Raw genomic sequence first — 22,805 nt, 5'->3', positions numbered from 1 at the left:
GGGTTTAAGTTTAAACTATAAAAGAGTATTGCAGGTAAATAGAGTGAGGTGAGTTTTTAGAAGCGTTTTTGTATTCTGGCAAGCAAGAACCATCCCTGGACAAGCAAAGACATTAATGTTAATATTTTGGTAAACGGGGAGATGAGGCCGATGTTGTTAATTGGTAACGGACGGTTAATTACCAGAGACAGCCGCCAACCTTATTTTGAAGATGGCTGTGTTGTTATTGAGGATAATCTTGTGGCAGAGGTGGGTACTACTGCCGCTATGCGGCGTAAATTTCCCGGCGGCCGGTTTATTGACGCCCGGAACAAGGTGATTATGCCAGGCCTTATCAATACGCACATGCATTTGTACAGTACCTTTGCCCGTGGTTTGGCGCTAAAGGACGCTGCGCCGGGGAATTTTCTTGAAATTCTGGAGCGGCTCTGGTGGCGCCTGGATAAGGCGCTCACTCCGGATGACATTTATTATAGCGCAATGGCGCCGCTAATTGATTGTATTAAAAATGGGACAACGACAATTTTTGATCATCATGCCAGCCCCGGGGCAGTACGCGACAGTCTATTTTCTATTGCTGAGGCTGCAATGAAGGCCGGCGTGCGCAGCTGTTTGTGCTATGAAGTGTCCGACCGTGACGGAGTGACGGTTACCGAACAGGGTATTGAGGAAAATACCGCTTTCATTAAGTACTGTAATCAGAGAAACGACAGTATGGTTAAGGGCCTATTCGGGCTGCACGCGTCGTTTACGTTGAGCGATGAAACACTCCGGAAATGTGCGGCAGCCGCTGAGGGTTTGGCTACAGGTTTTCATGTTCATGTAGCAGAAGCTCCGGAAGATGTGGAGGATTGCCAACATAAGTATGGTAAACGGGTGGTTGAACGGTTGCATAGTTTTGGTATAATGGGAAACAAAACGATTGCCGCTCATTGCGTACATGTCAGTGACCAGGAATTGGCGTTGTTAAAAACCAGCCAGACCAGTGTAGTCCATAATCCTGAATCTAATATGGGTAATGCCGTGGGTTGCGCTCCGGTGTTAGACATGCTGGCCGGAGGCGTAACAGTCGGTTTGGGTACTGATGGCTATACCTGCGATATGTTTGAATCGTTCAAGGTAGCAAATATTCTTCATAAACATCATCAGCAAAACCCCAGTGTTGGCTGGGCGGAAGCGGCAGCCATGCTCTTTGACCATAACAGCACTATTAGCGCCAGGCACTTTGCGCGCCCGTTAGGGAAAATAGTCTCAGGCGCCTATGCGGATGTCATTGTTGTCGATTATAATCCGCCAACGCCGTTGGGGGCCGCAAATATCAACAGTCATATTCTCTTTGGCATTTCCGGCCGCGCGGTCGATACAACAATTATTAACGGGCGGGTGGTTATGGCTGAAGGAAAATTAGTTGATCTTGATGAAGAAGCAATAATGGCTAAAGCCAGAGAATTGGCGGTAAAAGTTTGGCAGCGTTTTTGAGGTGTAAATGGATGACAGCTTTACAAGATATACGTGATACAGTACAAAAAACGGCAGATGCCATTGCCGAAGTCTTAAAAATTGAAGTAGAAATTGCCGACAGCAATCTTGTCAGAATTGCCGGTACCGGCCAATACCGGGATCAATGCGGACAGATAATGCTTGACGGGTTTGTCTATCAGCATGTGTTGCAAACCGGCAGCACAGTCGTTATTGAGAACCCGGGGTATCATGAACTTTGTCAGCCATGCCCCAAACGGGGCAATTGTTTTGAAAATGCCGAAATGGCCTCACCTATTTTGCTGCAAGGAAAGCCGGTGGGGGTTATTGGTTTGATTAGCTTTGATCCGGTACAAACAAAGCGTTTACTTGATGATAGCGACTGGATGCTGCAGTTTATCGTTAAAATGGCAGAATTAATTGCCGGCAATCTGCCTGTACCTGCTATGCCTGGAGGAACTGCCGTTCCCCCGCTTAATTTGAGTCATTTGGAAAAAGAGGCCATTGTCAAAGCGCTGGCGGAAGTTTCCGGCAATGTGGGAAGCAAGGAGAAGGCGGCCAAAATGCTGGGGATCAGCCGTGCCACTTTATATCGAAAGCTTAAGGAATACGAGATTTCATGAAGATAGTTAATTTCCTTTGTTAGATTCTGTAGACAACTTTCTCATAATAAGATATACTTAATTTAGCGGAAACCTATATTTTTTTAACTGTAGTGTCTCATAATGAGAATTTGAGCAAGGGGGCTCTAAGGATAGAATATGCATTCTTTCTTTAGAGCTTTTTCTAATATCGGCACTATGTAATGGGGGGAATTAAATGGCTAAGTTAAGCGTAACTATTTGTGGAATTAACTTTATAAATCCGGTTATGCCGGCTGCCGGACCGCCGACGAAAGACGGGGTCATGTGCCAGGCAGCGGCTAAAGGCGGGGCCGGCGCCCTGGTGACGAAAACGGTGTCCGTTCAACCGGCCGATGTTCCGCGGCCGTGTATGGCCGAAATCAAAGGCGGCTTTCTTAATACCGAACTTTGGTCTGAGCTGCCCAAGGAGCAGTGGCTGCAAACTGAATACCCGCTGGCAAAAGCCACCGGCTTGCCACTGATTGTCGGCCTGGGTTATACGGCCGGACAGATTCGGGAATTGGCGCCGCTGGTAAAACCGTACGCCGATGCGCTCGAACTTTCCACCCATTACATAGGCAATGATATTTCGCCGATTATTGAGGCGCTAAAGGCCGCAAAAGCTGCTGTGGATGTGCCGGTGTTCATGAAAATGAGTCCGCATCCCAATATTCAGGATATTGCCCAGGCAGTCGAAGCAGCAGGCGCTGACGGGCTGGTCATGATTAACTCGGTCGGCCCTTGTCTGGGTATTGATGTGGAAACCGGGTTGCCGGTCATGGGCAGCAAGCAGGGGTATGGCTGGTTATCCGGAGCCGCCGTCAAACCGGTGGCCATCCGTTGTATTTATGATGCCGCCCGTGTTGTCAAAATTCCTATTATCGGGGTCGGGGGAATTACCTGTGGCCGGGATGTGGCCGAAATGGTTATGGCCGGTGCCTCGGCTGTACAGGTTTGTACTGAAGCCATTCTGAAAGGTCCCGATATTTACGGAAAAATTGTACGGGAATTAAACGAGTTTTTGGATAGCCATGGCTACAGTTCAGTAGAAGAAATCAGAGGACTGACCCATCGCAAAATGGCAGAAAAAACAGCCTATACCGCAATCCCCAAACCGGTACTTGATCCGGAAAAATGCACTTTGTGCGGGTTGTGTGAAATCAGCTGCGCCTATGGTGCTATTTCGCGGGCCGAAACACTGAAAATTGATCAGGAACGTTGTTTTGGCTGTGGTTTATGTGTCAGTCGCTGTAAACATAAAGCCTTGAAGCTGGCGTAATTTCCCGGAAATTAACAGGCTTACTCATAAGGGGGATAGAGGAATGACCTATATCACAAGCCTCAAGTGTGTACACTGCGGGCGTGAATATACACCTGAGCAGGTTACATATTATTGTGAGGTTTGCGGCTACCATGACGGTATTCTGGATGTCATCTACGACTATGATACCGTTCGCCGGGAGTTAAACCCCGAGTCGCTGGCGCGCAGCACCAAGTATTCGATGTGGCGGTATTTGCCGCTGCTGCCCATTAATAACCCTGGCCTTATTCCGCACTTGCAAGTCGGCTGGACACCGCTGTACGAAGCCCCCGGACTGGCCGGGGAATTGGGCGTTGCCCGCTGCTGGGTCAAGGATGAAGGGCGCAATCCTACCGCGTCGTTCAAAGACCGGGCCAGTGCGGTGGGGGTAGTCAAAGCCTTAGAACAAAAGGCCCCCAGGATCACGTGCGCTTCCACCGGTAACGCCGCTTCTTCGCTGGCCGGTTTTGCCGCGGCGGCCGGTTTACCGGCAACTATTTTTGTACCCGGGCGGGCACCGGCGGCCAAAGTAGCCCAGTTGCTGGTTTATGGCGCCCAGGTTTTTTCGGTGCAGGGGACTTATGATCAGGCCTGGGAACTGTGCATGCAGGCCAGTGCCGAATTCGGCTGGTATAACCGTAATTGCGCCATTAATCCTTATTTAATTGAAGGCAAAAAGACAGTCTCGTTAGAACTGGCCGAACAGTTTATGACCCTTACGCCAGGCAGTTTTCCTGATTGGGTGGTTGTAGCGGTGGGTGACGGCTGCACTATTGGCGGCGTATGGAAAGGTTTATGGGAAATGCACCGCCTGGGATTTATTCCGCGCCTGCCGAAAGTGCTGGGTGTGCAGGCTGAAGGCTGTAAGCCTTTCGTAACAGCCTGGCAGGAAAACACTTGCCTGGTACCCGGCGAGGCCAACACTTTGGCCGATTCTATCGCCGTCGGTCATCCCCGCAACTTCTGCAAAGGCATGAAAGGTGTGACTGAGTCAGGCGGTGCGTTTGTGGCTGTATCGGATAACGACATTCTGCGCTCGATAACCACCCTAGCCCGGAAAACCGGCGTATTTGGCGAGCCGGCTGGTGCCGCCGGGGTGGCCGGAGTTCGGCAGGCGGTAGCTGCCGGCATGATCCGGCCTGACGAAAGTGTAGCTATCATTGTTACCGGCAACGGTTTAAAAGACATCCAAAATGCCATTTGCGCCGCAGGGCAGCCCGTTAGCGTACAACCGGACATCAGGGAAGTACGGCAAGCGGTAGCGGCAAGTGGCAAGTGTTGATATATAAGGGAGGAAACTAATAATGGCAAAAATTCCGTTTGGACCTACCTATGATGAAATGCTTGACCCCAGTATGGTCGATAGCGGCATAAGGGCTAAAGCCTTAACAGCTCTGACAGAAAACGAGCTTGACCCAATAAATTTATTTAACATTACCTGGAAAAACGAAGCCGGTGAGGTGCGCAAAGTCGTGCTGCCACCGGCGTTGACCGGCATTGACGCGAATGTTGTTGTGCTGCTCGGCTGCGGGTTTCCCTCCGGTTCACATAAGGTGGGACCGGCGTACAGCACATTAATTGAAGGCTTGGTCGACGGGGAGATTGTGCCAGGCGAACATACCATTCTGGGGCCGTCCACCGGCAACTTCGGTATTGGTACTGCTTACATATCCAAGCTGCTCGGGTTCCGGGCCATTGTCATTATGCCTGACAACATGAGCAAAGAACGCTATGAACGTATTCGCAAATACGGCGGGGAACTGGAACTTACTCCCGGATCCGAGTCTGACGTCATTTTAACGCTGGAACGGACCCATGAAATGATGAAAAACCCTAAAAACAAGGCTTTGGCTCAGTTCGAACTCTTTCCGAACTATCGGTTTCACCGGCATGTAACCGGTAATAGCGCGATACAGGCAGTAAAGGGCATCGGCAACGGGCGTATTGCCGGTTTTACCTCGGCGCCCGGTTCAGCAGGCACCATCGCGGCCGGTGATCAGATTAAGGCGGTATTTCCGGAAGCCAAGATTGCAGCACTGGAACCTTATGAATGCTCGACCTTGGCCAACGGCGGCCGCGGTCAGCACCGGATCGAAGGTATTGGCGACAAAATGTGTACGCTGATTCATAATGTGCTGACAACAGATTTTATTATTCTTATTAAAGATGAAGAAACCATCCAGGGCCTCAAAATATTCCATGACGGCGTAGAATCGCTGGTTAAGCTGGGGGTAGACCGTGATTTTGCCTTAGGCTTGCGGGAATGTTTCGGACCTTCCGGCATCTGCAACATCCTTGGCGCCATCAAACTGGCTAAATTCCTGCGCCTGGGGCCGGGAGACAATGTTGTAACCATAGCCACTGACGGTTTTGACCGGTATCAGTCGGTATTGGATGAACTGAACGGGCGGTATCTGGAAACGGCGCCGTTTGTGCTTGACCGCTGGGCCAATGATATATTCCTGGGAGCAACCGATGCTCATGTTTATGATGTCCGCAAAGCTGCGGCCAAGGAAAGGCTGTTTGTTCAAAAGGAAAATGACTGGCTCAGGTTCGGTTATACCAAACAATTCCTTGACAGTATGCGGGAACAGGCCTTCTGGGACGAACAATATGCCAAAGTGCGCCAGTATAACGAAAAGATCTGCGCACTCAGGTAATTTGACGCAAAGGAGTTACGGCGATGGCAATTATCTTGACAGGCGGAACGGTTGTAACTGCCGTTGACTGCTATCGCGCTGACGTGCGCATCGACGGTGAAAAAATTACGGCTATCGGCTATAAGGTACAACAGCCCGGTGATGAGTGCATTGACGCCAGGGACTGTTACCTGTTTCCCGGGGGGATTGATCCGCACACCCATTTTGATTTACCTGTGGGAGCAACAATAACGGCAGATGATTTTGCCAGCGGTACCAGGGCGGCAGCCGTAGGCGGTACAACAACTGTGCTTGATTTTGCCACTCAAAACCGGGGGGAAAGTCTGGCCCGGGCTGTGGCCAACTGGCATGCCAAAGCAACCGGAAACAGTTATGTAGATTACGGGTTTCATCTTGCTGTCAGCGAGTTGAGCCCTGGTGTGCTGGAGGAGATGGCTTGCCTGCCGCACACCGCCGGGATTACGTCGGTTAAACTGTACATGGCCTATAAGGATGTATTGCAGGTTGATGACGGTACATTGCTTAGAATGCTGCTGCTTGCCAAAGAATTGGGTATGCTGGTCTGTGTACACTGTGAAAACGGCGATATAATTGACGTATTGGTAACAGAGGCCAAGGCCCAGGGCCGGACTGCACCCAAGTATCATGCGCTCACCAGGCCGGTAGCTGCTGAACGGGAAGCAACCGCCCGGGCTGTTTGCCTGGCTGAAGTCGCCGGGGCGCCGCTTTATGTTGTCCATGTGAGTTCAGCGGCCGCTCTTGACGTTATACGGGAAGCGCGCGGCAAAGGACTTGCCATTTATGCCGAAACGTGTCCCCAGTATTTGCTGCTTGACGAATCGTGTTATCAGACACAAGACTTCAGCGCTGCTAAGTATGTAATGTCACCGCCGTTACGCCCGGCGGCCAATCAAGCCGCGCTATGGGCGGGCCTCTGTGAGGGGAGTCTGGCTACCACCGGATCAGATCACTGCTCCTTCAATCTTGTGGGCCAAAAGGAACTGGGACGCGATGATTTTTCCCGGATACCTAACGGCGGACCGGGGGTGGAAAACCGGTTTGGCCTGTTATATACCTACGGGGTGGCGGCCGGTAAGCTGACTCTTAACCAATTTGTCGCTGTTACTGCCACCAATGCCGCTAAACTCTTCGGCCTGTTCCCGCAAAAGGGGACGCTTGCGGTGGGCAGTGATGCCGACATTGTCGTATGGGACCCGGCGGTAAAGACAACAATATCGGCCGGGACACAGTTGCAGCAGGTGGACTATAACCTCTACGAAGGTATGACGCAAATCGGAAAAGCCCGTCATGTATTTTTGCGGGGTCAGCATATAGTGAACGATGGCCGGTTAACTGACGATGCTCCTGCCGGCCGCTATCTTATGCGGCGGCCGTATGCCGCCGGGGGTGATAGCCGTGTTTCGGTTTAAGCTAAACGGCAGTATGGTGACACTGGCTGAAGATATTAACCTGCTGGAATTTCTCAGGGAACATGCCCGCCTGACTTCAGTGAAAAACGGCTGCGGCGAGGGAGCCTGCGGCGCCTGTATGGTATTGGTTGACGGTAAGGCTGTCAGGGCCTGCCTGTTGACAACAGGCAAAGTGCAGGGAAAAGCCGTCATGACTGTCGAAGGGTTACCGGCCCGGGAAAAAGAAATATTTGCCTGGGCTTTTGCGGAAGCCGGCGCCGTGCAGTGCGGTTTTTGCACGCCGGGTATGGTGATAAGTGCCAAGGCATTATTGGCTGGAAACCTTAATCCTACCCGGCAGGAAATCAAGCAGGCCTTGAAGGGAAACTTGTGCCGCTGTACCGGATATGTAAAGATTGAGCAGGCCATATTATTGGCGGCTGAGATTTTGCGCGGGCGGGCGCTGCCCCGTCAGGATAAGCTTTCAGGTAAAATCGGCCGCCGTTTGGCCAGGGTGGACGCGGCCGCCAAAGTGTTAGGGACAGGCGAATATGCCGATGACTTGCAGGTTGACGGCATGCTGTATGCAGCCGTGCTCCGGGCCAGGTATCCCCGGGCGCTGGTGAAACAAATTGATATTTCGGCTGCGTATGCTTACCCTGGCGTGGAAGCGGTATTGACGGCAAAAGACATTCCCGGCAAACCTTTGCTTGGCCATCTGGTGCATGACTGGCCGGTGTTGATTGCCGAAGGTGAGGAAACGCGGTATGTCGGTGATGCGTTGGCTTTGGTGGCCGCCGTTTCCAAAACGGTTGCCAGACAGGCGCTGCAGCTGATTCAGGTAGATTATGAAGAACTTACACCTCTGCTAACGCCGCAGGCAGCGTTAGCGGCCGACGCACCGAAACTGCATCCCAAAGGCAATATACTGGCAAAGACAGAATTAAAGCGCGGTGATGCCGATCAGGCCATTGCGCAGGCAAAATATGTGGTAACTCAGAAATATACCACCCCGCCTACCGAGCATGCCTTTATGGAACCGGAAAGCGCGCTGGCCGTGCCGGAAGCAGATGGTACGCTTACCGTTTATACCGGCAGCCAAAGTGTGTATGATGAGCATCATGGAATTGTGGCCATGCTTGGCGTAGCCGGCGACAAGGTACGGGTCATCAGCAAGCTGGTCGGAGGCGCTTTTGGCGGCAAAGAAGACTTGTCAGTCCAGCATCACGCCGCTTTACTGGCTTGGCATACCGGCAAACCGGTGAAACTGACGTTTAGCCGCCAGGAAAGTATTTTGGTTCATCCCAAGCGGCATGCGATGGAATTGGAATTTACCACTGCCTGTGATGAAACAGGTAAAATTACCGCCGTGAAAGCCCGTATTTTAGCCGATACCGGCGCGTATGCCTCGCTGGGCGGACCGGTGCTGCAGCGGGCTTGCACCCATGCTGCCGGACCGTATCAAATTGAAAATGTTGACATTACCGGCATAGGCGTTTATACCAACAATCCTCCCGGCGGTGCTTTTCGCGGCTTTGGTGTGACTCAGTCGTGTTTTGCCATGGAAAGCAACTTGAACATACTGGCTGAAAAACTGGGGATCTCGCCATGGGAAATCAGGTTCCGCAATGCCATCGAACCCGGTAAAGTCTTGCCTAACGGTCAAATTGCCGATCAGGGCACAGCGTTAAAGGAAACGCTGCTGGCTGTGAAAGATATATTTGAGGCTCATCCGGCGGCAGGCATTGCCTGTGCCATGAAGAACAGCGGCCTGGGAGTCGGTGTTCCTGATGTCGGCAGGGTGAAAATCAAAGTTGACGCCGGCCGGGTCGTGGTGTGTACCAGTGCTGCCTGTATGGGGCAGGGACTGGCGACGGTATTAATTCAGATTGTGGCTGAGACTACCGGTCTATCGCCGGACGTTATCCAAGTGCATGGGCCTGATACCGGTATTACGCCTAATGGCGGTACATCTACCGCCTCCCGGCAAACACTGTTTAACGGCGAAGCCGCCAGGCTGGCCGCCCTGGAGTTGAAAGCAGATTTGCAAAAACATTCTTTGACCGAATTGGCAGGCCGGGAATACTACCAGGAGTATCACGGCATGACCGATCCCGTATACTCCAGTAAACCCAATCCGGTAAGTCATGTGGCTTATGGTTACGCCACCCAGGTGGTTATTTTAGATGAACAGGGAAAATTACAAAAAGTTGTGGCTGCCCATGATGTGGGTAAGGCCATTAATCCCACTACTGTCGAAGGCCAGATTGAAGGCGGCGTAGTCATGGGACTGGGCTATGCGCTTACTGAGGATTTTCCCCTGGACAGGGGGAGGCCGGCAGCAAAACTCGGCACATTAGGACTCTTTCGGGCTGGCGATGTGCCGGAAATCGAATGTATTTTGATCGAGAAAAATCCCGATATACTGGCCTATGGTGCTAAAGGGGTGGGGGAGATTGTGTCAATCCCCACAGCACCGGCGGTAGCCGGCGCATATTATCGGCAGGACGGCGTGCTGCGCACCAGTTTGCCGTTGCGGCAAACGCCGTATTGCAGGAAAAAATAGAACTGCGGGAACATGGGACCGGTCGTGGCACCGGTATCCGGGATTTGCAGCAGAGGGGGTTACAAATTGTTATCCAACCAGCGGGAACAAACAGTAATAGCCTTGTGTCAGGAGCTCATCCGGCAGCCAAGCTATTCCGGCCGGGAACAGGCGGCCGCCGCCAGGATGAAACAGGCGTTGCGGGAACTGGGCTATGATGAAATACTTGTTGATGCGTATGGCAACATCATTGGTCACATCAAAGGCAACCGGCCGGGAAAGACAATTTTATTCGATGGCCACATCGATACCGTGCCTGTTGCCGATGAGTCTAAATGGCAGCACGCTCCTTTTGCCGGACAACTGGAGGATGGCAAAATATATGGTCGCGGCGCATCGGACATGAAAGGGGCGGTCAGCGCCATGATTGCTGCCGCCGGCTACTTTGCCGCCGACAGCCGGCGCGATTTTGCCGGTGATATCTATGTGGCCGGCGTGGTGCATGAGGAATGTTTCGAAGGGATTGCCGCGCGGCAGATCAGTCAATTGGTCAAGCCGGATTATGTGGTTATCGGCGAGGCCTCAGAATTGAATTTGAAACGGGGCCAGCGCGGCCGGGCGGAAATTGTCGTTGAGACTTACGGTAAACCGGCTCATTCGGCCAATCCTCAGGCAGGGGTAAACGCTGTCTATCATATGAGCGAACTGATTGGCAGGATTCGCACTATTGAAACAGCTGTCCATGAAGTTTTGGGGCAGGGGATTTTAGAATTGACAGATATTAAATCATCGCCTTACCCCGGGGCCTCGGTCGTTCCCGATTATTGCCGGGCCACCTATGACCGCCGGCTGCTGGTCGGCGAAACCAAGGAGTCGGTCTTAAAACCCTTGAACGAGTTAATTGAGCGGATGAAAGCCGAAAATCCCGATTTTAACGCCAAAGTTTCCTTCGCGACCGGCCGGGAGAAATGCTATACCGGATCCGATATTGAGGGGGAACGGTTTTTTCCCGGCTGGATTTATGATGAGAGCGACGAATTTGTGCAAGCGGCCTTAGCCGGGTTAAGGGCTGTGGGTTTACATCCCGAAGTTACCCAGTATTCATTCTGTACCAACGGCAGTCATTATGCCGGTGAAGCCGGTATCAAGACAATTGGTTTCGGTCCATCCCGGGAAAATTTGGCACATACCATTGACGAATATATTGAAGTTGATCAACTATTGAAGGCAACGGCCGGTTATTACGGAATACTAAAATCGGTGTTTGCCCAACATGGGTGAGCTAAATGAAAATTTTGATTAAGAATGGCCTGATTATTGACGGTACTGGAAAAGCACGGCATTCAGCCGATCTTGTCGTTGAAGATGAGCTCATCGCCGCTATTGGGAATGTAGAGAGCTCAGCCGGGATTGATCAAGTCATCGACGCCCAAGGCCTGATTGTGGCTCCCGGATTTATCGACACGCACAGCCATTCTGACCTGGCGGTTCTGATTAATCCTTATATTGAACCCAAAATCCGTCAGGGGATTACTACCGAAGTGTTGGGTCAGGACGGCATTTCCATGGCGCCGCTGCCGAAAAAGTATATTTCACCCTGGCGCAAGAACCTGGCCGGTCTTGATGGAGACAGTGATGATATTGACTGGGGATATGAAACTACCGGTGGTTATTTACGGCTGATGGAAACTGCCGGAACGGGTCTGAATGAGAGCTATCTGGCACCCCACGGCAACATCCGGATGGAGGCCATGGGACTGGATAACCGTCCGCCTACGCCGGACGAACTGGCCAAAATGTGTGACATTACCCGGCGGGAACTTGCGGCCGGCGCCTTTGGCCTGTCGACAGGACTGATCTATATGCCTTGTGCTTACGCTGCCGCTGCCGAGCTCATTGAACTGTGCAAGGTTGTAGCCGAATATGATGGCGTGTTTGTCGTTCACCAGCGCAGCGAAGCCGACACCATTCTGTCATCCATGCGAGAAGTGATTGATATTGCCCGCCGGTCCGGGGTGAAAGTTCACTTTTCTCATTTCAAAGTGTGCGGGCGAAAAAATTGGGGTTTGCTTGACCGGGTGCTTGAATTGTTGGATGAAGCGCAAGCTGAGGGAATAAGGATATCTTTTGATCAATACCCTTATGTTGCCGGCAGCACCATGCTTGGCGTAATTCTGCCGCCATGGGCGCATGACGGCGGGACCGACCAACTGCTAAAACGGTTGGAAAGCCCGGAATTGCGCAAAAAAATGATCTATGACATTGAACATGGGCTGCCCGGGTGGGATAACTTTATTGACTTTGCCGGGCTGGACCAGATTTTTGTTACCAGTGTCAAGACGGCTGCCAATCAGGACCTGGTGGGCAAAAATTTGCTGGAGATCGGCAGTCTGCGCGGCAAAGATCCGTATGAGGCCACTTTTGATTTACTGTATCAGGAACAAAACGCTGTCGGCATGGTGGATTTTTATGGCCTGGAAGAACACGTTATCCGCTTTCTGACCCGTCCCGAGCAAAATGTTTGCACCGACGGACTGTTAGGAGGCAAGCCCCACCCCCGGGTCTTTGGCTCTTTCCCCAGGGTGTTGGGGAAATATGTGCGCGACAACAAGGCGTTAACTTTGGAAGCGGCAGTCCGGAAAATGACGGCCAAGCCGGCGGAAGTTTTCGGTTTTAACCGGCGCGGTATACTGAAGCCGGGATATTTTGCCGACATTGTCATATTTAATCCTGACACGGTGCTGGATCAAGGAACATTCGTCGAGCCGGCACAGTATCCCTTAGGCATCGAATATGTTTTAATCAACGGACAAGTGGCCGTACGTTCAGGCGTTTATGAGAAAAAACCGGCCGGAAAAGTGCTCCGTAAAGCTACTAATCAAGTTAACTGAATGTAAACGTGACAGAGAATATTTAGTAACTTTCCACTGGACTTTTGTCTCATATTAAGATATAATCTGTTTCAGGATAGTTAAAATTTAATACGAATTAAAGCAATGTAGCTCTAAAACGACGAAATGTGTTTTAGAGCTTATTATTTTTCCGGCATCCGGGGCAACTGCCCAATACATATAAAGACTTAGCTTGACCAAGTCCTTGGGGACTACGGAGAAGTCTGAGTCAAGTTATTTATTATTCAGAGAGGGGATGCGCTTTCTGATAGGAAAAACGGGGGGGATAAGGTGAACAAAGGAAAACGCAGGTATTCTTTGCTGCTGTTGATAGCATTTCTTATCACAGCAGTGCTGCTAACCGGCTGCGGCAGCCAAAAACCTGCCGAGAACAAACCGGCAGCATCGGAAAAATTCAAGGTAGCCTTTGTCTATGTGGGACCGGTTGGCGATGCCGGCTGGACATTTTCCCATGATCAGGGACGGAAGTTCCTGGAAAAGGAAATGCCTAATGTCGAGACAACCTATGTCGAATCGGTTCCTGAAGGGGCTGATGCTGAGCGGGTCTTGACCGAATTAGCGATGAAAGGCAATAAAGTCATTTTTGCCACCAGCTTCGGGTACATGGACTATGTACAAAAAGTAGCGCAAAAGTTTCCTGATGTCGTTTTCATGCATGCTACCGGCTTTAAAACCGCGAAAAACGTAGGCACTTATTTTGGACGGGCCTATCAGGCACGTTATTTATCCGGTATTGTTGCCGGCAAACAGACCAAAAGTAATGTGATCGGCTATGTGGCCGCCTTCCCGATACCGGAAGTAATTCGCGGCATCAATGCGTTCACTCTGGGGGTACAGTCTGTTAATCCAGACGCTGTTGTAAAAGTAGTCTGGACCAATACCTGGTATAATCCGGCGACCGAAAAAGATGCGGCCAAAAGCTTGCTGGACGCCGGTGCCGACGTAATCGCCCAGCATCAGGATACTCCCGGCCCAATGCAAGCAGCTGAAGAAAAAGGCAAATTTGGCATAGGTTATAACACCGATATGCGTTCTTTTGCCCCGAAAGCTGTTATGACCGGACCGGTCTGGAACTGGGGACCTTATTACGTAAAAGTTGTTAAAGCGGTTATGGATAAGACCTGGAAGTCTGAACAATATTGGGGTGCAATGTCGGAAAACATTATTGATTTGGGACCGTATGGGCCGATGGTAAGTGAAGATGTCAAAGCACTGGTAGCCAAGAAGAAAGACAGTATTGTTAAAGGCGAATGGGACGTATTTACCGGACCGATTGCCGATCAGCAGGGTCAAATAAAGGTTCCGCAAGGACAGAAAATGTCCGACAAGGAAATGCTGGAATTCAATTGGTTTGTTAAAGGGGTAGAAGGAACTATTCCTAAATAGCAATTATGGCATAACTGACAGTATGCAGCATAAATTTTGTTTGCGTAGTTCTTACTATATCTGCCAGGAGCTAAGTCAGTAGCAGCCCGATATAAAACAGATCGGGCTGCTATGACTATAGGGGAGATCAGTATATGAAATTAGATAATATTAGCATCCCGGTGAATAAGGTGGACAGCCGGGAAAAGACCGGCGGTTATGCAAAATACATCGCAGATCTGCGGATGGAGGGCATGCTTTATGCAAAAACCCTTCGTTCCACCAGGCCCAGGGCCAGGATATTGTCGGTAACAATTCCGCCGCTTCCTCAAGGCTACTGTATTGTTGACCGAAATGATGTTCCCGGAAAAAACAGGGTAAAATTTTTGTTGGATGATCAGCCGTTTTTTGCCGAAGACACGGTGAATTATGTTGGCGAGCCCATTCTGTTGGTCGTGGGTCCCGAACGGCAAACGATAAAGGAAATTATGCAGGGTATTTCTGTGGCCTATCAGGATATTGAGCCTGTTTTAGAACTGGACCAGGCTGAGGAATGCCCCGGAGGACCCATTTACGGAGAAAATAACTGCTTTGTAGAGTACGCATATGCCAAAGGAGAGCCGGAAGCGGTATTTCCAGCGGCGGCAGACATTATAGAAGAGGAATATAGAACAGGATATCAGGAGCATGCTTATCTGGAACCCCAAGGGATGATCGGCGTGCCGGAAGCTGGCAAAGTGTCGGTCTATGGTTCAATGCAGTGTCCTTATTATGTAAAAAATGCCCTGATCCAGGGATTGGGCTGGGATGAAAGCCGGGTCAGAGTCGTACAGGTTACGGTAGGCGGGGCCTTCGGCGGTAAGGAAGATTATCCGTCACTCATTGCCGGGCATGCCGCCTTTGCGGCGGTAAAAACCGGTCGTCCGGTAGCTATTGTGTATGAGCGGACTGAAGATATGCCGTTTACCACCAAACGGCATCCGTCAGTAATTAAGTTTAAGACAGCGCTTGACCGGGACGGCAGGATCATGGCAATGGATGTAAGTATTACGCTTGATGGCGGCGCGTACGCCGGCATTTCCGGCGTAGTGCTGCAGCGGGCCATGTTTAATATTACCGGCGTTTATAATATCCCCAGTCTGCGGGTTAACGGCAAAGTGCTGGCAACCAATACCGTGCCTAACGGGGCCTTCAGGGGTTTTGGCGCACCGCAGGCATTTTTCGCGTTGGAAATGCATATGGAAAGTCTGGCGAAAAAATTGGGGATACCCTCGTTAGCCTATAAACAACGGCATATGGTTAAGCAGGGGGATTTGACGGCCACCGGCGGCAAATTCGTTCATGAAGTCAAGTTGCCGGAAATGATTGCCATTGCCGATGAGATGTCAGGCTACACCGCCAAAACCGGCAGTTATCCGGCAAACCGGGAAAAACCCAAAGGGATTGGCATGTCGCTGTTTCTTCATGGCTGCGGCTTTACCGGCAGCGGGGAGCGGGACTATATCAAGGCTGAGGTTAAATTGGTAAGAGACGGCCTGTCCGGTAAAGTGGCGATACTGACAGCCAATGTCGATATGGGGCAAGGCCTAAAGACAACCTTGCAGAAGATTGTTGCCAAGGTACTGGATCTTCCGCTAGACAGCGTTGTTTGTGAAAATCCTGATACTGACAAGGTTCCCGACTCAGGGCCGACAGTAGCGTCCCGGTCGATAATGATTGTCGGCAAGCTGCTGGAAGAGGCGGCGCTTGAACTGAAAGAACGCTGGGCTGAGCCGGGAACGGTTGAAGTATTAAAAAAATACCGGCATCCGGCGCGAATCAAGTGGGATAATGCAACATTCCAGGGCGATGCCTATCCTGCCTATTCCTGGGGAGTAAATGTCGTCGAGGTTGAAGTCGATCCCCTCACCTTCGAAGTTGATGTAACCGGGGTCTGGACAGTATTTGATGTCGGGGTGCCGATTGATGAGCAGATTATCCGGGGGCAAATCGAGGGTGGGGTGCTGCAAGGTCTTGGTTATGCCGGAATGGAGGTCATGAATAGTAAGGACGGCAGAGTCAGGCAGACAAGCTTGACTGATTATATTATTCCTACCGCCATGGATTTCTGTACCATTCAGACGAAACTTGTGTACAACCCCTATGATGAAGGCCCCTTTGGCGCTAAAGGAGCCGGGGAACTTACCCTGATCGGCGCCGCACCGGCTTATGCGGCGGCGGTGGCTAATGCGCTGGGGATACATATTTCCCATATCCCTATTACGCCGGAATACCTGATGGAGGTGACAGACAGTGCAAGCAGAAGTTGCGATAACTCTAAACGGCAAGCCGATGGTGCTGGCGATAAATCCTGTGAAAAGGCTTATTGATGTGTTGCGCGAGGACTGTGGGCTGACAGGGGTTAAAGAGGGCTGCGGCGAAGGGGAGTGTGGCGCGTGTTCGGTGCTGGTCAACGGCAAGCTGGTAAACTCCTGCATAACTGCGGCCGGAGCAGTCGCGGGGGCTGAGATTACCACGATTGAGGGGTTACGGACAACACCCGGCTACCAAGTACTGTCTGCGGCCTTTGCCGCAGCAGGTGCGGTACAGTGCGGCTACTGTACGCCAGGCATGATTATGGCGGCAACAGCGCTGTTACGGAATAATCCGTCACCGGCAGAAACTGAAATCCGCGAGGCCATATCCGGCAATTTGTGCCGGTGTACCGGCTACAGTATGATAGTTGAGGCCATTACATTAGCGGCCAAAGAAGGTGAAGGTCTTTGGTAAAAACATATATTCCGGGAAGTCTTGCCGAAGCATTGGCGATCAAACGTGAACATCAGGCCATTGCTTTTGCCGGTGGTACGGATATTATGGTTAGGCACCGGGGCGGGCCGGGGATATTGCCTGAATTCATGCAGCCTGTCATGTTCATCGGACAGCTTGAGGAGCTAAAGCAAGTATCGCTGGCAGCAGGAAGGCTTGCTATCGGTGCGGCTTGTACCCTGAGTGATTTAGCGCAACATAAGGATGTGCCTGATATACTTAAGCAGGCATTGAGGGTCATGGCTTCACCGGCAGTAAGGAATATGGGGACACTTGGCGGGAATATCTGCAATGCTTCGCCGGCGGGTGACACACTGCCGCCGCTCTATGCACTGGAGGCCAGCGTAGTTATCGAAAATCTGGAGAGCCGCCGGGAGGTGCCGATTCAGAATTTTATCCTGGGGCCCGGACGAGTGGCTTTACAGCCTGATGAATTGCTGGTTGCCGTTAACATCCCTTTGGCCGAATATAATGTGTATTTTTATAAAAAAGTGGGCACCCGTAAGGCTGAGGCGTTGGCCAAATTATCTTTTGCCGGTTTGGCCGTAACTTCGGAAAACACGGTAAAGGATTTGCGGCTGGCTTTTGGCGCGGTAGCGCCAACTGTGGTCAAAGCACAAGACATTGAAAGATTATGTATTGAAAAAAGTATTGCCGAATTACCCGGCTTGCTTCCGGAACTGATCCATAGATATTCGGTTTTGATCCGGCCGATTGATGATCAGCGTTCCAGTGCGCGGTACCGCAAAGCAGTTTCCTTAAACTTATTGCAGCATTTTATTACAAAGTGTATTTGGTGAGAACAGAAGGAGAGGAAATCATGGGCACCCCGTTTGTTGAAATGAAAAACATAACCAAGCGTTTCCCCGGTATTCTGGCCAATGACAACGTGAATTTGACGATTAAGCGCGGAGAAATTCATGCGTTGCTGGGAGAAAACGGCGCCGGCAAGAGTACGCTGATGAGTATTTTGACAGGTCTGTACCGGCCTGATAACGGTGTTATCTGCATCAACGGCCAGCCGGTAGACTTTCACTCCCCCAAGGATGCGGTGACTAAAGGCATTGGCATGGTTCATCAGCATTTTAAATTGGTAAAAACTTTTACTGTTGCGGAAAATATTATATTAGGCCTGCAAGCAAGCGGCGAGGTTTACCATCTTAAGTCAGTCTATGAAAAAATTCAGGAATTCTGCAAGCTTTACGGTTTTTGCATTGACCCGGCCGCTAAGGTCTGGCAGTTGTCAATCGGCGAACAGCAGCGGGCTGAAATTATTAAAGTACTGTTCTGGGGCGCAGAGATTTTAATCCTGGATGAGCCTACGGCAGTGCTTACGCCGCAGGAAGCGGCCGAGCTTTATAAAACCCTGCGGTTGATGGCCTCGCAAGGCAAAGCCGTTATTGTTATCTCGCACAAGTTGAGTGAAGTAATGGAAAACACCGACACTATTACGGTGTTGCGCGGCGGCAAGTCAATCAGTACGGTAAAAACAGCCGCGACCAGCGAGGAAGAGCTTACCGGAATGATGGTTGGAAGGAGTGTTTTAACCGATCTGCCGAAAAAAACTGTTGAGCGCGGTAGTAAGATTTTAGCTCTCAAAAATGTTTCTTGTTTGGGGAGTCGTGGACAGATGGCGCTTAAGCAAGTTTCGCTGGATATTTACGGCGGGGAAATTTTAGGTATTGCCGGTGTGGCCGGCAATGGGCAGAGTGAACTGGCTGAGGTGATCGCCGGCCTGCGGCCGGTGGAGGAAGGCGCCAAGTTTATCGATGAGACCGACCATACCGCAAGCAGTGTTCAGGCCTTAATTGCCGCCGGGGTCAGTTACATTCCTGAAGACCGTTTGGGTACAGGACTGGTTCCCGGACTGAATGCCGTAGATAATTTTGTCTTAAAAAGCTATAACCGCAACAAAGGCTGGTTTATTGACTGGCGGCAGGCCAGCCGGCAAGCCCGGGACATTGTCAGTAATTTTGATATTAAAATGGCAAATTTGTTTAATCCGGTAAAGACGCTGTCCGGCGGTAATTTGCAAAAGCTGCTTTTGGCGCGGGAGATAACGGCAAATCCCCGGCTGATTGTGGCTGTTTATCCGATGCGCGGCCTGGATGTCGGCGCCATGGAAGCGGTACGCAGCCTGCTGCTGAAAGAACGGGACGCCGGCAAAGCCGTGCTGCTCATTTCCGAGGAACTGGACGAATTGTTTATGCTGGCAGACCGGATTGCCGTACTGCATGAAGGAGAAGTCATGGGGATTGTCGAGCCAGGCGCGGCAACCGTGGAAGAAGTCGGGATGATGATGGCCGGGAAAAGGATGTTGAAACAATATGCTGTATGATATGATAGCAAGAATTCAGTTTGAAAAAAGAAGCGGCGCTGCCCGTTCGGTACTGTTTTTTGCACCGCTGCTTTCGGTGGTTGTGGGGTTGTGCTTCGCCGGGATTTTTATCGGAGTAACAGGTAAAAATCCGCTGGCAATATATATCCTGATGTTTGAAGGCGCTTTTGGTTCCGCATATGGGTTGTCGGAGACGGTGGTCAAAGCCATTCCCTTAATGTTGACAAGCTTGGCTGTATCGCTGGCATTCCGTATGCAGCTTTGGAATATCGGCGCTGAAGGGCAACTGTACATGGGGGCGTTTGGCGCCACCTGGCTGGCGCTTAATTTTCCCGACTGGCCTAATTATGTATTGTTGCCGGCTATGCTGGCCTTGGGGTTTATCATGGGCGGCCTTTGGGGGCTGCTGCCGGCGATACCCAGGGCCTACTTTAAAGTCAATGAAACGATTACTACCCTGCTGCTAAATTATGTTGCTATTTTGTGGGTAGATTATTTGGTATATGGCCCCTGGAAAGATCCGAACGGGTTTAATTTTCCCATTACCGCGCCGTTTTCCGATAGTGCCGTATTACCGTCCTTGGGGCCGACGCGCATTCATGCCGGACTTTTTTTGGCCATCTTGGCGGCAGGCGTTTTGTATGTTGTACTCAAACATACCAAGTGGGGATTTGAAATCCGGGTAAGCGGCGAAAGTGCCGTAGCAGCCAATTATGCCGGGATGAACTATATAAAAAATATTTTGCTGGTCATGTTTATTAGCGGCGGTCTGGCAGGAATTGCCGGTATGACTGAGGTGTCAGGGATTACCCAGCGGCTGCAGCATGGCATTTCGCCAGGCTACGGTTACTCGGCCATCATTATTGCCTGGCTGGCGCGGCTAAACCCTTGGGCCATTGTGATCGTATCCTTTGTTTTCGGCGGTTTGCTGGTGGGCGGCTACAGTATCCAGACCAGCGGTTTGCCGGCAGCAACTGTGGCTATGCTGCAAGGCGCGATTCTGTTTTTTGTTGTCGGCGGCGAGATTTTTGTTGAGCACCGGCTGAAGATCAGCGGCAAAAGGGGGAATAAGTAATGGAACAGTCGTTACTGACGGCGATTTTGGCCACCGGCGTTATTGCCGGTACTCCCATTTTGTATGCCGCGCTGGGGGAACTTTTGTGTGAACAGGCAGGAGTGCTCAATCTTGGTGTCGAAGGAATGATGCTGGTTGGCGCTGTGACCGGCTTTTTAGTCACTCTGCAATCAAACAGTCAGTGGCTGGGTTTGGGCATTGCCATTGTGGCTGGCGGTCTGATGGCCTTAATTCATGCTTTTCTGACCATTTCGCTGCGCGCCAACCAGGTTGTCAGCGGGTTAGCCCTGACGATATTCGGGACAGGACTGAGCGGCTATTTAGGTCAAACACTCATTGGCGTGCCGCTTGCTGTCACCTTCAAACCCTTGCCCATTCCCGGTTTAAGCCAGATTCCGATACTGGGTCCAATTTTCTTTCAACATGATGTGCTGGTGTACTTGTCCTATGTTCTGGTGGCTGTTTGCTGGTTTGGGCTTTACCGTACCCGAACGGGGTTAAAACTGAGAGCTGTGGGTGAAAACCCCGGTGCTGCCGATGCGGCCGGAGTCAATGTGTTTGCTGTTCGCTATACCTATGTCATAATAGGCGGCATGCTGGCCGGTATGGGCGGCGCCTATCTATCGCTGGCTTATGCGCCCTCATGGTTGGAAAATATGACTGCCGGCCGGGGGTGGATTGCGGTAGCTCTGGTTATTTTTGCTACCTGGAATCCGGCAAAAGCTTTTTGGGGCAGTTGGTTATTCGGAACAGTTGATGTTTTGGGCTTTCATTTGCAGACTTTGGGTATCACCGTTTCCTCTTTCTTTTTAAAAATGCTGCCCTATATCATTACTATTGTTGTCCTGATTATTGTAAGCCGGGAAACCAAGAAACGGCATGTGGCTGCGCCCGGGGCTCTGGGCATTCCGTACAACCGGGAAGAACGCTAAAATGTGTACTGAACGGAGGAAAAGTTCATGACAACTATTTTGTTGAAAAATGCTGTTATTGTAACCATGAATGCAGAACGCAGCATTGTGTGTGGTGATTTATTGATTGAGAATGACCGGATTAAGGATATCGGACAACTGGACGTAACGGCTGATAAAGTTGTTAACGCCGGTGGACAACTTGTTATTCCCGGACTGATTCAGACCCACATCCATCTGTGTCAGACGTTATTTCGGGGCCAGGCTGATGATTTAGAGCTGTTAGACTGGCTGAAACTGCGCATTTGGCCGTTGGAAGGCGCGCATGACACCGAATCGCTCTACTGGTCGGCGCTGCTTGGCATCGGGGAACTGTTTAAAGGCGGAACAACAGCCATTATTGATATGGAAACAGTCCATCATACCGAGGCCGCCTTTCAGGCTATTGTTGATTCAGGCATACGGGCCCTCAGTGGTAAATGTATGATGGATTACGGGCAAGAGGTGCCTGCTACTTTGATGGAGAATACTGCCGATTCGCTGCAACAGAGCGTCGACCTTCTGGAAAAGTGGCATGGACAGGGCAACGGGCGGTTGCAATACGCTTTTGCCCCCCGGTTTGTGGTATCCTGTACCGAAGACTTATTGCGGCAGGTAGAAAAGCTTTCTAAACAGTACCATGTCAAAGTCCATACCCATGCGTCCGAAAATAAGGGTGAGATCGCCCTGGTCCAAGCCGAGCGCAAAATGCGCAATATTGTGTACTTCGATCATCTGGGACTGGCTGACGGGAACCTGATTTTAGCTCACTGCATCTGGCTGGATGATGAGGAAGTTTCCATATTACAGCGGCAAGGCGTAAAAGTGGTGCATTGTCCGTCCTGCAATCTGAAGCTGGGTTCGGGAATTGCCCGTATTCCGGAAATGCTGGAGCGCGGCATCCATGTATCAATAGGGGCAGACGGCGCTCCCTGCAATAACAATTTGGATGGGTTTACCGAAATGCGGACCGCATCTCTAATCCAGAAACCAATTTACGGTCCTACCGCCATGCCGGCCTGGCAAACATTTGCCCTGGCCACCGTCGGCGGTGCCAGAGCCATGGGGCTGGAGAAGGAAATAGGTTCACTGGAAATCGGCAAAAAAGCTGACCTCGCCATGGTCGACCTGCGTAAATTACATTGCTCACCACAGGCGGGAAGCGATGTTTATGCGCAACTGGTATACCAGGCAAGAGCCAGCGACGTGACTTTAACGATGGTTGACGGACAAGTAGTGTATGAGCAAGGCTGCCTGGCGACGATCGATGAAGCGGTAGTGCTGCGTCAAGCGAATACCGCTTTAGAACGCGTCCGCCGGCGGGCGGGAATCGTATAGGCG

General features: G+C 51.2%; 17 protein-coding genes. All 17 read left to right on the top strand.

The genetic code is table 11. The features are described 5' to 3' along the window. Positions 1-150: 150 nt before the first annotated feature. The 17 genes from ssnA to SCACP_RS18050 all read left to right on the top strand — a co-directional run bounded on the left by ssnA (position 151) and on the right by SCACP_RS18050 (position 22,802). On the top strand, positions 151-1,479 hold the full coding sequence (gene ssnA, locus SCACP_RS18130; protein ID WP_425058904.1) for a putative aminohydrolase SsnA: 1,329 nt from the start codon (positions 151-153) through the stop codon (positions 1,477-1,479). Positions 1,480-1,490: 11 nt separating this feature from the next. Beyond that, positions 1,491-2,102, top strand: coding sequence for a helix-turn-helix domain-containing protein (locus SCACP_RS18125; protein WP_425058903.1), 612 nt, complete (start codon positions 1,491-1,493; stop codon positions 2,100-2,102). A gap of 196 nt (positions 2,103-2,298) precedes the next feature. Further along, the gene (locus tag SCACP_RS18120) at positions 2,299-3,381 is read left to right on the top strand and encodes a 4Fe-4S binding protein (protein WP_425058902.1); all 1,083 of its coding nucleotides are present in this window, start codon (positions 2,299-2,301) and stop codon (positions 3,379-3,381) included. Positions 3,382-3,424: 43 nt separating this feature from the next. Beyond that, positions 3,425-4,684, top strand: a complete 1,260-nt coding sequence (thrC, locus tag SCACP_RS18115; protein WP_425058901.1) for a threonine synthase — start codon at positions 3,425-3,427, stop codon at positions 4,682-4,684. Positions 4,685-4,706: 22 nt separating this feature from the next. Next, positions 4,707-6,062, top strand: a complete 1,356-nt coding sequence (locus SCACP_RS18110; RefSeq protein ID WP_425058900.1) for a PLP-dependent cysteine synthase family protein — start codon at positions 4,707-4,709, stop codon at positions 6,060-6,062. 23 nt (positions 6,063-6,085) lie between these two features. Then, positions 6,086-7,492 (top strand): dihydropyrimidinase, encoded by a 1,407-nt coding sequence (gene hydA, locus SCACP_RS18105; protein WP_425058899.1) that lies wholly within the window; start codon positions 6,086-6,088, stop codon positions 7,490-7,492. Further along, on the top strand, positions 7,422-10,037 hold the full coding sequence (gene xdh / locus SCACP_RS18100; protein ID WP_425058898.1) for a selenium-dependent xanthine dehydrogenase: 2,616 nt from the start codon (positions 7,422-7,424) through the stop codon (positions 10,035-10,037). The genes hydA and xdh overlap by 71 nt, the downstream gene beginning before the upstream one ends. Positions 10,038-10,103: 66 nt before the next feature. Next, positions 10,104-11,297, top strand: a complete 1,194-nt coding sequence (locus tag SCACP_RS18095; RefSeq protein WP_425058897.1) for a YgeY family selenium metabolism-linked hydrolase — start codon at positions 10,104-10,106, stop codon at positions 11,295-11,297. Positions 11,298-11,302: 5 nt separating this feature from the next. Continuing rightward, positions 11,303-12,907, top strand: a complete 1,605-nt coding sequence (locus SCACP_RS18090; RefSeq protein WP_425058896.1) for an N-acyl-D-amino-acid deacylase family protein — start codon at positions 11,303-11,305, stop codon at positions 12,905-12,907. A gap of 291 nt (positions 12,908-13,198) precedes the next feature. Next, positions 13,199-14,314 (top strand): BMP family ABC transporter substrate-binding protein, encoded by a 1,116-nt coding sequence (locus tag SCACP_RS18085; protein WP_425058895.1) that lies wholly within the window; start codon positions 13,199-13,201, stop codon positions 14,312-14,314. Between the two features lie 134 nt (positions 14,315-14,448). Then, positions 14,449-16,662, top strand: coding sequence for a xanthine dehydrogenase family protein molybdopterin-binding subunit (locus SCACP_RS18080; protein ID WP_425058894.1), 2,214 nt, complete (start codon positions 14,449-14,451; stop codon positions 16,660-16,662). Then, the gene (locus SCACP_RS18075) at positions 16,586-17,062 is read left to right on the top strand and encodes a (2Fe-2S)-binding protein (protein ID WP_425058893.1); all 477 of its coding nucleotides are present in this window, start codon (positions 16,586-16,588) and stop codon (positions 17,060-17,062) included. Before SCACP_RS18080 ends, SCACP_RS18075 begins: the two co-directional genes overlap by 77 nt. Continuing rightward, positions 17,056-17,901, top strand: coding sequence for an FAD binding domain-containing protein (locus SCACP_RS18070; RefSeq protein WP_425058892.1), 846 nt, complete (start codon positions 17,056-17,058; stop codon positions 17,899-17,901). Before SCACP_RS18075 ends, SCACP_RS18070 begins: the two co-directional genes overlap by 7 nt. 20 nt (positions 17,902-17,921) lie before the next feature. Then, entirely contained in the window at positions 17,922-19,439 is a 1,518-nt protein-coding gene (locus SCACP_RS18065; protein WP_425058891.1) for an ABC transporter ATP-binding protein, read from the top strand. Between the two features lies 1 nt (position 19,440). Further along, positions 19,441-20,514 carry an ABC transporter permease gene (locus SCACP_RS18060; protein WP_425058890.1) on the top strand — a complete coding sequence of 358 codons (1,074 nt, stop codon included), beginning with the start codon at positions 19,441-19,443 and terminating at the stop codon, positions 20,512-20,514. Further along, a complete protein-coding gene (locus tag SCACP_RS18055; protein ID WP_425058889.1) occupies positions 20,514-21,446 on the top strand; it encodes an ABC transporter permease in 933 nt (310 codons plus the stop codon). The genes SCACP_RS18060 and SCACP_RS18055 overlap by 1 nt, the downstream gene beginning before the upstream one ends. A 27-nt stretch (positions 21,447-21,473) precedes the next feature. Then, complete coding sequence (locus SCACP_RS18050; RefSeq protein WP_425058888.1) at positions 21,474-22,802, top strand: 5'-deoxyadenosine deaminase; 1,329 nt, start codon at positions 21,474-21,476, stop codon at positions 22,800-22,802. Positions 22,803-22,805: the final 3 nt, after the last annotated feature.

The organism is Sporomusaceae bacterium ACPt (genome assembly GCA_041428575.1).
GTDB lineage: Bacteria > Bacillota > Negativicutes > Sporomusales > Sporomusaceae > Sporomusa_D > Sporomusa_D carbonis.
This window is presented reverse-complemented; position numbering and strand designations above follow the sequence as displayed.